General features: G+C 66.3%; 8 protein-coding genes. 1 reads left to right on the forward strand and 7 read right to left on the reverse strand.

From position 1 onward, the window contains the following. Positions 1 to 2: 2 nt before the first annotated feature. The 7 genes from narH to AB7E35_RS02655 form a co-directional block, all read right to left on the reverse strand. Complete coding sequence (narH, locus tag AB7E35_RS02625) at positions 3 to 1,526, reverse strand: nitrate reductase subunit beta (RefSeq protein ID WP_428167033.1); 1,524 nt, start codon at positions 1,524 to 1,526, stop codon at positions 3 to 5. Positions 1,527 to 1,544: 18 nt separating this feature from the next. Then, positions 1,545 to 5,345 carry a nitrate reductase subunit alpha gene (locus tag AB7E35_RS02630; RefSeq protein WP_428167034.1) on the reverse strand — a complete coding sequence of 1,267 codons (3,801 nt, stop codon included), beginning with the start codon at positions 5,343 to 5,345 and terminating at the stop codon, positions 1,545 to 1,547. 41 nt (positions 5,346 to 5,386) lie between these two features. Beyond that, a complete protein-coding gene (locus AB7E35_RS02635) occupies positions 5,387 to 6,832 on the reverse strand; it encodes an MFS transporter (protein WP_428163044.1) in 1,446 nt (481 codons plus the stop codon). Positions 6,833 to 6,852: 20 nt separating this feature from the next. Beyond that, entirely contained in the window at positions 6,853 to 8,139 is a 1,287-nt protein-coding gene (locus tag AB7E35_RS02640) for an MFS transporter (RefSeq protein ID WP_428167035.1), read from the reverse strand. A gap of 147 nt (positions 8,140 to 8,286) precedes the next feature. Further along, entirely contained in the window at positions 8,287 to 8,967 is a 681-nt protein-coding gene (locus AB7E35_RS02645) for a response regulator (protein ID WP_428167036.1), read from the reverse strand. A 74-nt stretch (positions 8,968 to 9,041) separates the two neighbouring features. Next, entirely contained in the window at positions 9,042 to 10,961 is a 1,920-nt protein-coding gene (locus AB7E35_RS02650; RefSeq protein ID WP_428167037.1) for a type IV pili methyl-accepting chemotaxis transducer N-terminal domain-containing protein, read from the reverse strand. 162 nt (positions 10,962 to 11,123) lie between these two features. Then, positions 11,124 to 13,568, reverse strand: coding sequence for an adenosylcobalamin-dependent ribonucleoside-diphosphate reductase (locus tag AB7E35_RS02655; protein ID WP_428167038.1), 2,445 nt, complete (start codon positions 13,566 to 13,568; stop codon positions 11,124 to 11,126). Positions 13,569 to 13,837: 269 nt separating this feature from the next. Here AB7E35_RS02655 and AB7E35_RS02660 point away from each other — a divergent pair, with 269 nt between their 5' ends. Further along, positions 13,838 to 14,758, forward strand: coding sequence for a ChaN family lipoprotein (locus AB7E35_RS02660; protein ID WP_428163049.1), 921 nt, complete (start codon positions 13,838 to 13,840; stop codon positions 14,756 to 14,758). The last annotated feature ends 13 nt before the right edge of the window (positions 14,759 to 14,771 follow it).

Below are 14,771 nucleotides of genomic sequence, written 5' to 3' on the forward strand. Positions count from 1 at the left end.
CCTCAGACCACGGCCTTGATGGGAATCGTGCGGGGCTTTTTGCCGCCGAACATGCTGACCTCGGTGCTGCCGTCGGAGCAGCCGTTGCCAAACGAGAAGCCGCAGCCGCCGCGCACGTCGAAGGTGTTTTCGGCGTATTCGCGGTGGGTGGACGGGATCACGAAGCGGTCTTCGTAATTGGCAATGGCCATCACGTGGTACATGTCTTCCACGTCGTGCACCGACAGGCCCGCCTGCTGCAGCACCGCCAGGTTTTGCACCTTGTCCACATGCACGCCGCGCTGGTAGGCGCGCATGGCCAGCATGCGCTCAAGGGCGCGCACCACGGGGCCGGTGTCACCGGCGGTGAGCAGATTGGCCAGGTACTGCACGGGGATGCGCAGCTGCGACACATCAGGAATCTCGCCGTTCACGCCCATGTGGCCTGCGTTGGCCGCAGCGGTGATGGGCGACAGCGGCGGCACGTACCAGACCATGGGCAGCGTGCGGTACTCGGGGTGCAGCGGCAGCGCCACCTTCCAGTCCACCGCCATTTTGTAAACGGGGCTGTTGCGCGCCGCATCCATCCAGGCGTCGGGAATGCCGTCGATGCGGGCCTGGCGGATCACATCCGGGTCGTTCGGGTCCAGGAAGATGTCCAGCTGCGCCTCGTACAGGTCGCGGTCGCGCTCCACGCTGGCGGCTTCCTGGATGCGGTCGGCGTCATACAGCAGCACGCCCAGGTAGCGGATGCGGCCCACGCAGGTCTCGGAGCACACCGTGGGCTGGCCCGCCTCGATGCGCGGGTAGCAGAAGATGCACTTCTCGGCCTTGCCGGTCTGCCAGTTGTAGTAGATCTTCTTGTAGGGGCAGCCCGAGACGCACATGCGCCAGCCGCGGCACTTGTCCTGGTCGATCAGCACGATGCCGTCTTCCTCGCGCTTGTAGATCGAGCCCGAGGGGCATGACGCCACGCACGCCGGGTTCAGGCAGTGCTCGCACAGGCGCGGCAGGTACATCATGAAGGTGTTCTCGAACTGGCCGTACATGTCCTTCTGGACCTGCTCGAAGTTCACGTCGGCGCTGCGCTTGGAGAACTCGCCGCCCAGGATTTCCTCCCAGTTCGGGCCCCATTCGATCTTTTCCATGCGCTGGCCCGTGATCAGGCTGCGCGGGCGCGCCGTGGGCGCGGCCTTCATCTCGGGGGCCGACTGCAGGTGGTCGTAGTCGAAGGTGAAGGGCTCGTAGTAGTCGTCGATCTGCGGCAGGTTGGGGTTGGCGAAGATGCGCATCAGCAGCTTCCACTTGCCGCCCTGGCGGGGGGCGATGGAGCCGTCCGGGTTGCGCACCCAGCCGCCGTTCCACTTGTCCTGGTTTTCCCATTCCTTGGGGTAGCCGATGCCGGGTTTGGTCTCGACGTTGTTGAACCAGGCGTATTCCACGCCGGGACGGCTGGTCCAGACGTTCTTGCAGGTGACGGAACAGGTGTGGCAACCGATGCACTTGTCCAAGTTCAGCACCATGCCGATTTGTGCGCGAATTTTCATCGTGTCTCTCCTTGTCGCTCAGGCGTGGGCGGCGCTGGTGGATGCCTCATCGTCCATCCAGTCGATGCGGCGCATCTTGCGCACCAGCACGAACTCGTCGCGGTTGGTGCCGATGGTCCCGTAATAGTTGAAGCCGTAGCTGTACTGCGCGTACCCGCCGATCATGTGCGTGGGCTTCAGCACCACGCGCGTGACGGAGTTGTGGATGCCGCCGCGCGTGCCCGTGATCTCCGAGCCGGGTGTGTTGATGATCTTTTCCTGCGCGTGGTACATGAGCACCATGCCCGGGTTCACGCGCTGGCTGACCACCGCACGGGCCGCAATGGCGCCGTTGGCGTTGAACAGCTCCACCCAGTCGTTGTCCACGATGCCGCCGCGCTTGGCGTCGTCCTCGCTGAGCCAGATCACCGGGCCGCCGCGGTTGAGCGTGAGCATGTGCAGGTTGTCGCTGTACGTGCTGTGGATGCCCCACTTCTGGTGCGGGGTGATGAAGTTCAGCGCGATCTCGGGGTTGCCGTTGGGCTTTTGGCCCTCGACCTCGTGCAGCGTCTTCAGTTGCACCGGCGGGCGGTAGCTCACAAAGCCCTCGCCGAAGTCACGCATCCAGGGGTGATCCTGGTAGAACTGCTGGCGACCCGTGAGGGTGCGCCATGGGATCAGCTCGTGCACGTTGGTGTAGCCGGCGTTGTAGCTGACCTTCTCGCTCTCCAGCCCGCTCCAGGTGGGCGAGCTGATGATCTTGCGCGGCTGCGCCTGGATGTCGTGGAAGCGGATTTTTTCATCCTCGCGGTGCAGCGCCAGGTGCACGTGGTCGCGCCCGGTGATCTTGGACAACGCCTCCCAGGCCTTGCAGGCCACATGGCCGTTGGTCTCGGGGGCCAGCATCATCACCACTTCGGTGGCGTCGATGTCGGTGACGATCTTCGGGCGGCCCTGCGTGGCGCCCTCCTCGCGCACCCGGCCGTTCAGGTCGCCCAGCTGCGTCACTTCGGTCTCGGTGTTCCAGGCAATGCCCTTGCCGCCGTTGCCCACCTTGTCCATCAACGGGCCCAGGGCCGTGAAGCGCTTGTAGGTATTGGGGTAGTCGCGCTCCACCACCGTCACCTGCGGCGCCGTGACGCCGGGGATCAGATCGCACTCGCCGCGCTTCCAGTCCTTCACGCCATAGGGCTGCGCCAGTTCGGCCGGGGTGTCATGCATGATGGGCGTGAGCACCACTTCCTTTTCAACGCCCAGGTGGCCCACGCAGACTTCGCTGAATGCCTTGGCGAAGCCCTTGTAGATCTCCCAGTCGCTGCGCGACTGCCACGCCGGATCGACGGCCGCCGACAGCGGGTGGATGAAGGGGTGCATGTCGCTGGTGTTGAGGTCGTTCTTCTCGTACCAGGTGGCCGTGGGCAGCACGATGTCTGAATACAGGCAGGTGGTGCTCATGCGGAAGTCCAGCGTGACCAGCAGGTCCAGCTTGCCCTCGGGGGCATTGGCATGCCACTTGACCTCCTGCGGCTTGGCCTCGTCCTTGCCCAGATCCTTGCCCTGCACGCCATGGGTGGTGCCCAGCAGGTGCTTGAGGAAGTACTCATGCCCCTTGCCCGAGCTGCCCAGCAGGTTGGAGCGCCACACGAACATGTTGCGCGGCCAGTTCATCGGGTTGTCGGGGTCTTCGCAGCTCATGGTGAGCGAGCCGTTCCTGAGCGACTGCACCACATAGTCCCTGGGATCCATGCCCATGTCCTGCGCGTCCCGCACCACCTGCAGCGGGTTGGTCTGCAGCTGCGGCGCGCTGGGCAGCCAGCCCATGCGCTCGGAGCGCACGTTGAAGTCGATCATCGAGCCCTGGTAGTCCTTGGGGTCCGCCAGGGGCGAGAGCACTTCCTCGACGCCCAGCTTTTCGTAGCGCCACTGGTCGGTGTGGGCATAGAAGAAGCTGGTGGAGTTCTGCTGGCGCGGCGGGCGGATCCAGTCCAGCGCGAAGGCCAGCGCGGTCCAGCCCGTCTGCGGGCGCAGCTTTTCCTGGCCCACGTAGTGCGACCAGCCGCCACCGCTTTGCCCGATGCAGCCGCACATCATCAGCATGTTGATGATGCCGCGGTAGTTCATGTCGCAGTGGTACCAGTGGTTCATGGCCGCGCCGATGATCACCATGGACTTGCCGTGGGTCTTGTCGGCGTTGTCGGCAAACTGGCGCGCAATGGCGATCACCTGGTCGCGCGGCACGCCGGTGATGCGCTCTTGCCAGGCTGGGGTGTAGGGCGCGTTGGCATCGTAGCCGCCGTCCGCCTCTTCGCCCGGCAGGCCGCGCAGGATGCCGTAGTTGGCCGCCTGCAAGTCAAACACGGTGGCCACGGCCACGCGGCCGGATACGCCCTCGCCCTGCAGTTCCAGGTGGGTGATGGGCACGCGGCGCACGATCACGTCGCCACCCTGGTCGTTGGACTGGAAGTTGGGCGTCTCGATACCGCCAAAGTACGGGAAGGCGACGTCCGTCACGTCATGCGCCTGCGCGCCGTCCTCCAGCACCGACAGCTTGAGCTTGACATCGTTGCCGGTGCGCGCCTCCTTGGACTCGAGGTTCCACAGACCCTTGTCGTCGCGCCCATCCTTGCCCCAGCGAAAGCCGATGGAACCATTGGGCAGCGCCACCTGGCCATCGACCCCGTAGGCCACGGTCTTCCAGTCGGGGTGGTTGCTCTGGCCCAGCCTGTCGGCAAAGTCGCTGGCGCGCACGTAGCGGCCTGGCACCATCACCGTGCGGCCGTCGGGCAGTGTCTTTTCCTGCAGCACCACCAGCAGCGGCAGGTCGGTGTAGCGGCGGGCGTAGTCGTCGAAGTACGCCGAGCGCCCCTTGCCGCCATCCTTGAAGTAGAACTCTTTGAGGATCACATGCCCCATGGCCATGGCCACGGCGGCGTCGGTGCCCTGCTTGGGGTGCAGCCACAGGTCGGCCAGCTTGGCGACCTCGGAATAGTCGGGCGTCACTGCCACGACCTTGGCGCCCTTGTAGCGCACCTCGGTGAAGAAGTGCGCATCGGGCGTGCGCGTCTGGGGCACGTTGGAGCCCCAGGCGATGATGAAGTGGGAGTTGTACCAGTCGGCCGACTCTGGCACGTCGGTCTGCTCGCCCCACACCTGCGGGCTGGACGGCGGCAGGTCGCAGTACCAGTCGTAAAAACTCATCGGCACGCCGCCGATCAGGTTCAGGTAGCGGCTGCCCGCGGCGTACGAGATCATCGACATGGCCGGGATCGGCGAAAAGCCGATGATGCGGTCCGGCCCGTGCTTCTTGATGGTGTAGACGTTCGCCGCAGCGATCATCTGGTTGACCTCGTCCCAGGTGCTGCGCACGAAGCCGCCCAGGCCGCGCTGCTTTTGCCATTCGCGGCGCGCGCTGTCGTTCTCGACGATGGCGGCCCAGGCGTCCACGGGGCTCTTGGCGATGGCCAGTGCGGCACGCCAGTGCTTGAGCAGGCGGCCACGCACCATGGGGTATTTCACGCGATTGGCGCTGTACAGGTACCAGCTGTAGCTGGCGCCGCGTGCGCAGCCGCGGGGCTCGTGGTTGGGCAGGTCGGGGCGCGTGCGCGGGTAGTCGGTCTGCTGGGTTTCCCAGGTGACGATGCCGCCCTTTACATAAATCTTCCATGAGCAGCTGCCGGTGCAATTCACGCCGTGCGTGCTGCGCACGATCTTGTCGTGCGCCCAGCGGTCGCGATAGGCGTCTTCCCATGTACGGTCTTCGCCGTTGGTCTGGCCGTGGCCCTGCGAGAAGGTTTCGCGCGGCTGCGCGAAGTACGAGAGACGGTCGAGAAAATGACTCATCGTGGAACTCCTTGGAAATCTTTGTGGCTTGTGGGGCGGCTTTAGCAAGGCATCTCGGCGTTCTTGCGCGAGTAGTACCACCAGGTGATCACAATGCAGACGACATAGAACAGCGCAAACATCCACAGCGCAAACTCCGGCCCGCCCGTCGCCGCGATGGAGCTGCCGTAGCTCTTGGGAATGAAGAACCCGCCGTATGCACCCAGCGCACCTGCGAAGCCGACGGCGGCCGCGCCTTCGGTGTTGCCGTCCTTGACGGCCTGGGCGCGCATTGCTTCGTCGTTGCCACGCAGCTCGCGCATCTTCTGGGTCAGGAAGATCACGGGAATCATGCGGAACGTGGAGCCATTGCCGATGCCCGTGGTGAAGAACAGCACCAGGAACATCAGAAAGAAGCCAGTGAAGCTGCCCTCTGCGGGGCCGAAAGGCAGCGCAAAGCCACCCGAGCCTTTGGGCAAAAAGTACAGAACGCCCACGACGGCCAGCGCCATCACGATGAAGTTCCAGAAGGTCACCACGCCGCCACCCACCTTGTCCGACAGCCAGCCGCCGAACGGACGCACCACGGCACCCACCAGCGGGCCCAGCCAGGCGTAGGCCAGCGGATTCACATCAGGGAACAGCGCCTTGATCAGCAGCGGAAAGCCCGCGGCAAAGCCAATGAACGAGCCGAACGTGCCCAGGTACAGCACGCACATGATCCAGTTGTGCTTGCGCTTGAAGATGGCTGCCTGCGCCGCAAAGCTGGCCTTGGCGTCGGCGATGTCGTGCATGCCGAACCACGCGGCAATGGCAGCCAGCGCAATCCACGGCACCCAGATGAAGGCGGCGTTCTGCGCCCACACCAGTTGCTCCTGGCCGTTCTTCACGATGGTCTGCGGATCGCCGCCAAAGATGCCGAAGATGCCCGCCGTGATGACCAGCGGGCTCAGAAACTGCACCACCGACACACCCAGGTTGCCCAGACCGGCGTTGACGCCCAGCGCCGAGCCCTTGCGCTCTTTGGGGAAGAAGAAGCTGATGTTGGCCATGCTGGAGCTGAAGTTGCCCCCGCCCAGTCCGCACAGCAGCGCCAGCACCAGCATGGTGGGGTAGCTGGTGGTGTTGTCCTGCACCGCATAGCCAATGCCGATGGCCGGGATCAGCAGCGACGCAGTGGACAGCGCCGTCCAGCGCCGCCCCCCGAAGACGGGCACCATGAACGAGTAAAAGATACGCAGCGTGGCGCCCGACAGCGCCGGCGCCGCAGCCAGCCAGAACAGCTGGTTGGTCGAATACCTGAAACCCAGCGCGGGCAGATTGACGGCCACCACGCTCCAGACCTGCCATATGGCAAAGGCCAGGAACAGCGCGGGCACCGAGATCCAGAGGTTGATCTTGGCAATGGCCTCGCCCTCGCGCTCCCAGAACTGCTTGTCCTCGGGGGTCCAGAGCGTGAGCACCCGGCCTTTGCGGCCGCTGCCCTGCGAAACGTTGTTGTTGGACATGTGTAAATCTCCGGTGCAAGTCAACGCGCTGCCGGTGCGCAGCCCCCGGAACCCATCACGTCGGTGCGGCGCACCTCGGTGAAGTACATCCAGATCAGCGACACCCAGACTACGCCGTACATCAGCATGAAGGCGCTGGAGCGGATGCCCGTCCAGTCCATGAGCATGCCGAACAGGATGGGCAGGATGAAGCCGCCCATGCCGCCCGCCAGGCCCACGATGCCGCTGATGGCGCCGATGTTCTTGGGGTAGTCGTCGCTGATGTACTTGAACACGCTGGCCTTGCCGAAGGCCCAGGCAATGCCCAGCACGAACATGAGCGCGGTGAACAGGTACACGTTCAGGCCGATGTGCAAGGTGGTGGGCCCGTTGACGGTCTGGATGGTGAAGTCGGTCTGCGGGTAGGACAGCAAAAACAGGCAGATCCAGCTGACCCACATCACCCACCAGGTCACGGCATGCGCGCCGAACTTATCGCTCAGCACGCCGCCAATGGCGCGCAGCACGCCGCCGGGCAGCGAGAAGCACGCCGCCAGCAAAGCCGCCACGCGGATGTCCAGGCCGTACTCGCCCACGTAGTACTGCACCATCCACAGCGACAGCGCCACATAGCCGCCGAACACGATGCTGTAGTACTGGCAGTACTTGAGCACCTTGGGGTCCTTCAGGGCCTTGAGTTGATCCACAAAGCGCACGTTGCTGGGCACGCGGTGGGATGGGTCGCTGTGGCTGAACAGCCAAAACAGCACCAGCGCCCCGAGCATGATGGCGGCGTACACATGCGGCACGGCCGCCCAGCCAAAGGCCACCAGAATCACCGGCGCCACAAACTTGTTCACCGCCGCGCCGGAGTTGCCCGCGCCGTACACGCCCATGGCCATGCCCTGGCGGTGTTTGGGAAACCAGCGTGCCACGTAGGGAGTGCCGACCGAGAATGCACCGCCGGCCAGCCCCACGAACAGGCCGATGACGAGAAAGTGCCAGTACTCGGTGGCATAGCCCATCATCCAGATGGCGGGAACGGTGGCGGCCATGAGCAGCGCCATCACGATGCGACCGCCGTACTTGTCCGTCCAGATGCCCAGCGGCACGCGCACCAGCGAGCCCGTCAGCACCGGCATGGCCGTGAGCAGGCCGAATTCGGTGGAGTTCAGGTTCAGCATCTTCTTGATCGGGATGCCGATCACGCCGAACATCATCCAGACCATGAAGCAGACGGTAAAGGCCAGGGTGCTGACGATCAGCACCGACCATGCTTTGCGGCTGCGGCCGGGGTCGTCAACCACCGCCTGTGATGCTTTGCCCATTGCGCTTTCCTCTCTGGATGACATGGGGTGCATCGTCGGGAAAAGCGGGCACTGTGCCTATCCCTCGCAGGTACACGGCGGGCAACGCAAAAGAACTAGGGCCATCGCGGCCCCGTACTACCAAAGAACTACATCACGCGGGCAGAGTCATTCCGGCTGCCGCTGCCGGTCAGAGGCATACACGGCCGCCTGCACGCGCGAGCTCAGGCCCAGCTTGCGCAGGATGTGCTGCACATGGATCTTGACCGTGGTCTCTGCAATGGACAGCTGGCGCGCAATCTCCTTGTTGCTGGCGCCGCGGGCAATCTCGCGCAGCACATCTTCCTCGCGCGGCGAAAGCGGCGAAAGCGGCGACGTCGGCTCACCCTCCTGCGCAACGGGCTCCGGCTCGGGGGCGCCCTGCGACTGAAAGGCCGCCACCAGCTTGGCCATCATCTCGGGGCTTACCACGGGCTCGCCACGTGCGGCGCGGCGTATGGCGTCGGCAAGCAGATCCCCGTCGATGGTCTTGAGCAGGTAGCCCTGGGCCCCGTTACGCAGCGCGGCCGCCAGGTCTTGCCCGTCCTCGCTCACCGTCAGCATGATCACACGGCTTTCGGACGAGGCCTCGCGCAGGCCGGCAATGGCGTCAACGCCCAGCACGCCGGGCAGGTGGTTGTCCAGCAAGATCACATCCGGGCGCAGGGCCGGCAGCAGGCGCAGCGCCTGCGCGGCATCGCCCGCCTCGCCCACCACACGCAGGTCGGGCTGCTGCGACAGCAGCGCCACCAGCCCGCGGCGCAGCAGCGTGTGGTCATCGATCAGGAAGAGGGTGATGGGTTGGGTCATGTGGCGATGGGGTGTCGATCCGTTGTCTGTACGTTGTCTATACGTTGCCGGTCTGGCGTGCGCTCGCGCGGCGCTCAGCTAGCGGCGCCGGCAAACGCGGGCGGGCCGGACAGCCGGCTGTCGTCGCCCCGTTCAGAGGGCAGCAGCTCCAGGATCACGCGGGTGCCCCCGCCACCGGGGCTGGAGACCACCTGCAGCCGGGCGCCGATACGCTGGGCACGCTCGCGCATGATGCCCAGGCCCACATGCAGCGAATCGGGCATCACGCCCTGCGGGTCAAAGCCCGAGCCATCGTCGTGCACCTCGAAGCGCCATTGCGGATGGCGCTGCACGCGCAGCTGCACATGGCGCGCACCGGCGTGCTTGCGCACATTGGACAGCGCTTCCTGCACCACGTGAAGCACCTGGATCTGCACGTCGGGCGCCAGCGGCAGCCCCTGGCCCGACATCGAAAGCGACGTGGCCACGCCTGTCTGGTGCTCGAACTTCGACAGCGTGGAGCGCAAGGCGTCCTCGATGTCCTCGTCTTGCGTGCGGGTGCGAAAGTGCACCAGCAGCTCGCGCACGTCGGCATAGCACTCGCGCACGCCCACATCCAGCTCGGCAATGCTGCGGTCGCGCGCCTGCTCGTTGCCCTTGGCCACGGCGTCGCGCAGCAGCTGGGTCTGGATCTTGAGAAAGGCCAGCGACTGGGCAATGGAGTCGTGCAGCTCGCGTGCGATCAGGCGCCGCTCTTCGGTTACTGCGGCCTCGCGCTCCAGTGCGCTGGCGCGCAGGCTCTCCATCGCGCTGGCCAGGTGGCGCGCCATGCTCTCGAGCAGTTCGCGCAGGCCCTGGGACAGCTCCAGGGTGCTGCGGTACAGCAGCGTCACCTCGCCCAGCACCCGATGATGGACTTGCACCGGAATGCTGACCACGGTCTTGAAACCCGCCTCACGGCAATGCGGCAGGTGCAGGCCGCCCGCCAGGGCAATCGGAATGACCCGCAGGCGGGCCTGCGCCTGCGCCTGGCCGCATTCGCAGACGCCGGTGTCCAGGCACTGCTCGTGCTCGGCCAGCAACTGAGGCAGACCATCGGCGGCCAGCAAAACGTAGCGCTTGTTGGCCTCGTCGGACCAGCGCACCGCCGCCGCATCACAGCCGGCCACGCGGCGAATCTGCCGCACGAAGCCCTGGGTCAGCACCTCCAGGCTGCTCGCATCGGCCGCCAGCGCGCTCACTGCATAGAGGGCGGACAAGCGCTCGTTGCGCACCTCGATGCTGGCAGTCTTTTCGCGCACCTTGCGCTCCAGGCCCTCGTGCGAGGTCTGCAACGCGTGGGTCATGAGGTTGAAGCCTGCCGCCAGCTGGCCGAACTCGTCGTCCGACTCCACCTCCAGGCGCGTGGCCAGGTCACCCTGGCGCACGCGGGCCAGCGCCTGCTGCAGCCGCGCCACGGGGTTGAGCACCAGCAGATAGCTCAAGGCCATGAAGGTCACAGCCGAGCCGATGGCAATCGCCACCATGAACAACTGAAACAGATGCAGCATCGCCGTCCAGCGCACGATCTGCACCTCGATGGCCTCGACAAAGCCGTCTATCTCGCGCACAAAGGCGTCGCTGCGATCCAAGGTGGCTGCGGCACTGCCGGGGTGTGTGGACGCCGATTGCTGCTGCAAGGCCAGCCACTGGCGCTGAATATCGCCGTAGCGCGCGCGGGTTTCATCGCTCCAGGGCACAAACAGCGGCCGCGACGGATCACCCGTGCGCAGCAGCTCCAGCCCGGCATCAAAGCGCTGGCGCAGTTGCTCAAGCTCTTGGGCGGATTCGCTTTGCTGCGCCAGCTCCATGCGCAGCACGTTCATGCGCAGGCGGCCGGCCTCGTTCACGGCCGCGGCGCCGCCCTCCAGCTGCCAGGTGACCCACAGGGTGAAGCCGATCGACGCCAGCGCTACCAGCAGGTACACCGCGCCCATGGCGAGCAGCTTGGTGGACAGCGTGGGCTTTTTGCGCATCGCCAAAGTGTAGGCCTGCGGCGCGAAAATGCCAGCAAGGATGCCTAATCAACCCCCAGCCCTTGCGAATCAAGCGCTAGCAGCTATCAATAACGTAGCAAAAGCAGGCCACCTCGCCGTCATTCCCGCGCCGGCGGGCATCCCCGGCGGTGACCTGGCCGATCAGCCGCAGCTGCCCAGCGCGCCACACTGCGTGCAGTAGTCGCAGCCGTCCTTGCGGATCACGGCGTGCGCGCCGCATTCATGGCATTTCTTGCCGGCCATGGCGGGCGGCATGCCGGTGGGCAGTTCGGGCTCGTCCAGCGGCAGCACCTGTTGCTGCGGCGCCTGGGCGCGGCGCGCCAGGATGTTTTGCACCGCCCAGGCCATGGCCGCCACCTCGGAGTCGTGCCACAGCGGCACCTGGGTGCCGTCGGCACGCTGGTGCGTGCCCAGACGCACGGGGCCGCGATCCCAGGCCACCTTGCGCATGTCCGACAGCGCGCGCTCCAGAAAGCCACCGCGCGCGGCCAGCGACAGCAGCCGCATGCTGGAGGTGATCCACTGCTGCGATTCGCTGCTCTGGCCCACGGGCATGAAGAACTCGATGGCGCGGTCCACCGTGCCGCCGCGCCCGTCGGGCACGGGCAGGAAGGACACGATCAGGTACAGGCGCTTGTGGCCCTCCTGGGTCCAGTATTCGATCTTTTCTGCCACGGCATCCAGTCCACCCTTGGGGCGGCTTTCGATCATGATGCGCATCGGATCGATGGGCTGGGCGGGCTCGGGCGCCGGGGCGCTGCTGGCGGGCTGCGCCGCCTGCTCGGGCGCGGGTGTCACTTCCAGCACCGCACCCAGGATGCTGTTGGGCCGGTAGGTGGCCAGGCCCTTCAGGCCCGAGTGCCAGGCCTGCAGGTACAGGCCCTTGAAGTCGTCATAGGGGTAGTCCGCGGGCACGTTCACGGTCTTGGAGATCGCCGTGTCCACGAAGGGCTGCACCGCCTCCATCATGGCCACGTGGTCGGCGGCGGCCATGTCCATGGCGCTGACGAAGTACTCGGGCAGCTGGTTCACGTCGCCGCCCAGGGTCTTGTACAGGCGCCAGGCGTAGTCCTCGACCACGTACTCGCTCTTGCTGCCGTCGGCCTCGCGCTTGCGGCGCGTGTAGGTCCAGGAAAAAGGCGGCTCGATGCCGTTGGAGGCGTTGTCGGCAAACGCCAGGCTGACGGTGCCGGTGGGCGCGATGGACAGCAGGTGGCTGTTGCGGATGCCGTATTTGCGGATGGCCTTCTGGATGTCTGCGGGCAGGCGGCTGGCAAACGTACCCTTGGCCAGGTAGCCGTCGGCGTCAAACCTGGGGAACGCACCTTTTTCCTTGGCCAGCTCCACCGAGGCGCGGTAGGCCGCGTTGCGCATGCGCTCGGCGATCTGCACCGCCATGTCGCGCCCTTCCTGGCGGTCGTAGCGCTTGCACAGCATGGCCAGGGTGTTGCCCATGCCGGTAAAGCCCACGCCGATGCGGCGCTTGGCCGCGGACTCGGCCTGCTGCTGCGGCAGCGGCCAGAAGGTCACGTCCAGCACGTTGTCCAGCGCGCGCACCTGGGTGGCTACTGCCTGCTCGAAGGCGTCGAAGTCGAACGACGCCTCGCCGTGCACGCCGAAGGGGTTGCGCACGAAGCGCGTGAGGATGATGGGCCCCAGGTCGCAGCAGCCGTAGGGCGGCAGCGGCTGCTCGCCGCAGGGGTTGGTGGCCTGGATGGTCTCGGTGTAGCGCAGGTTGTTGTCGCTGTTGATCTGGTCCAGGAACAGGATGCCGGGTTCGGCAAAGTCGTAGGCCGACTTCATGATCGTGTCCCACAGCTCGCGCGCGCGCAGCTTGCGATAGACCCATTTGCCATCGCCACGCTGGTAGGCGCCCTGGGCCTGCAGCTCGGCGCCGGGCGTGGCGATATGCACCAGTTCCCAGTCGCCGTCTTGCTCCACGGCCTGCATGAAGGCGTCGGGCACGCCCACGGACACGTTGAAGTTGTTCCAGCGCCCGGGCGTGCGCTTGGCGGTAATGAAGTCCAGCACGTCCGGGTGGTCGATGCGCAGCACGCCCATCTGGGCGCCGCGGCGCGCGCCGGCGCTCTCCACCGTGGAGCAGGACTGGTCGAAAACATTGATGTAGCTGCAAGGCCCGGAGGCCATGGACGCCGTGCCCTTGACGCGCGCGCCGCGCGGGCGGATGCGCGAGAAGTCGTAGCCCACGCCGCCGCCGCGGCGCATGGTCTCGGCGGCCTCGCGCAGGGCCTCGTAGATGCCGGGAAAGCCCTCCTCGTCCACGCCCTGGATGCAGTCGCCCACGGGCTGCACGAAGCAGTTGATCAGCGTCGCCTGGATGTCGGTGCCGGCGGCGCTCATGATGCGCCCGGCGCCAATGGCGCCAGCGCGCAGGTTGTCCAGAAAACGCGCCTGGAACTGCTCGCGCAGCTCTTCGCGCTCTACCGATGCCAGGGCCCGCGCCACACGGCGAAACAGATCCTCGACATCGCTCTCGCCGTCTTTCAGGTATTTTTCCTGCAGCACGTCCAGACTGATGGGCTGTGGGGACAGGCTGGGGGCGAGGTCGGTGATTTCACGTTGCATGGAAAGAGGCTCCGGTGGAGGAATGTGACGGGCGCGTCAGAGCGCGCAAGGCGGCGATTTTCACACTGCCCGGCCAGCCCTGCCCCCAATTTCCGCCAAGACCCTGCCCCGACCATCCCCCAAGAAACAAGCCCAACCCCGCCTTTGCTTTTGTTCCGATAGCACCCCGGCCACAGGCCATGCGGTTCACCGGCTCGGGCGGCCGCGGCGCAGTGCTGCAAGCAACAGTTACCAGCGATTGCACTTGCGCTGGCGCCTACGATCGCGGTATGCACCCGCCCCTGCCGTCACTGCCGCTGCGCACTTTTCTGCTGCCTTTTTTGCGCCGTTGCCCCGGCACTGCCATGCGCCCGGCCTGGTCCGCCCGGCTGATGAATTACCTGCTGCTGGCCCTGTCCTTGGGCCTGGTGCAAGGCTGCGCCGCCCCGGGGCCGTCTGCCGATGCCGACGCCGCCTGGCTGGCCCGGCTGGAACGCTGGCCGACGGTAGATGCGCTGCTGCTGGGCGAGCAGCACGATGCCGACGCGCACCAGCGCTGGCAGCAGGGCACCGTGCGCTGGCTTGCCGACCGCGGGCGTCTGGCAGCCGTGGTGCTGGAGATGGCCGATGCCGGCGCGGGCACCGACGGTCTGCCGCAGGATGCCGACGAAGCGCAGGTACGCGCCGCGCTGCTGTGGCGCGACGAGGCCTGGCCCTGGCAGCGCTACGCCCCCGTGGTGATGGCGGCGGTAGCCGCGGGCGTGCCAGTGCGCGGCGGCAACCTGCCGCGCAGCCGCATGCGCGGCGCCATGCACGACACGGCGCTGGACACCCACCTGCCGCCCGCGGCGCTGGCGCTACAGCGCCAGGCCATTGACGACGGTCACTGCGGCCTGATACCCGCCGATCGCCTGATGCCCATGGTGCGCGTGCAGCTGGCACGCGACGCCAGCCTGGCACGCGCCGTGGTGCAGGCGCGCCAGGACGGCCGCACGGTGCTGCTGGTGGCGGGCTACGGCCACGCGCGCCGGGATGTCGGCGTGCCCACCTGGCTGCCTGCCGGATTTACGTCAAAAGTGGCTATAGCCCAGGCAGAACCAGCGTCAGAAGCTATCAAATCAGAAGCAGACCACATCCACCTGACGCCTGCCCTGCCCCCGCAGGACCATTGCGCCGCGCTGCGCGCCCGGCCGCCGGGTGCGCAGCGCTGACCGAGCACCCAGC

This window comes from Diaphorobacter sp., from assembly GCF_050251835.1.
Taxonomy (GTDB): domain Bacteria; phylum Pseudomonadota; class Gammaproteobacteria; order Burkholderiales; family Burkholderiaceae_C; genus JBFXIE01.

Coding starts and splice junctions, on each gene's coding strand:
- narH (WP_428167033.1), bottom strand. CDS start 1,526: ATGAAAATTCGCGCACAAATCGGCATGGTGCTGAACTTGGACAAGTGC.
- AB7E35_RS02630 (WP_428167034.1), bottom strand. CDS start 5,345: ATGAGTCATTTTCTCGACCGTCTCTCGTACTTCGCGCAGCCGCGCGAA.
- AB7E35_RS02635 (WP_428163044.1), bottom strand. CDS start 6,832: ATGTCCAACAACAACGTTTCGCAGGGCAGCGGCCGCAAAGGCCGGGTG.
- AB7E35_RS02640 (WP_428167035.1), bottom strand. CDS start 8,139: ATGGGCAAAGCATCACAGGCGGTGGTTGACGACCCCGGCCGCAGCCGC.
- AB7E35_RS02645 (WP_428167036.1), bottom strand. CDS start 8,967: ATGACCCAACCCATCACCCTCTTCCTGATCGATGACCACACGCTGCTG.
- AB7E35_RS02650 (WP_428167037.1), bottom strand. CDS start 10,961: ATGCGCAAAAAGCCCACGCTGTCCACCAAGCTGCTCGCCATGGGCGCG.
- AB7E35_RS02655 (WP_428167038.1), bottom strand. CDS start 13,568: ATGCAACGTGAAATCACCGACCTCGCCCCCAGCCTGTCCCCACAGCCC.
- AB7E35_RS02660 (WP_428163049.1), top strand. CDS start 13,838: ATGCACCCGCCCCTGCCGTCACTGCCGCTGCGCACTTTTCTGCTGCCT.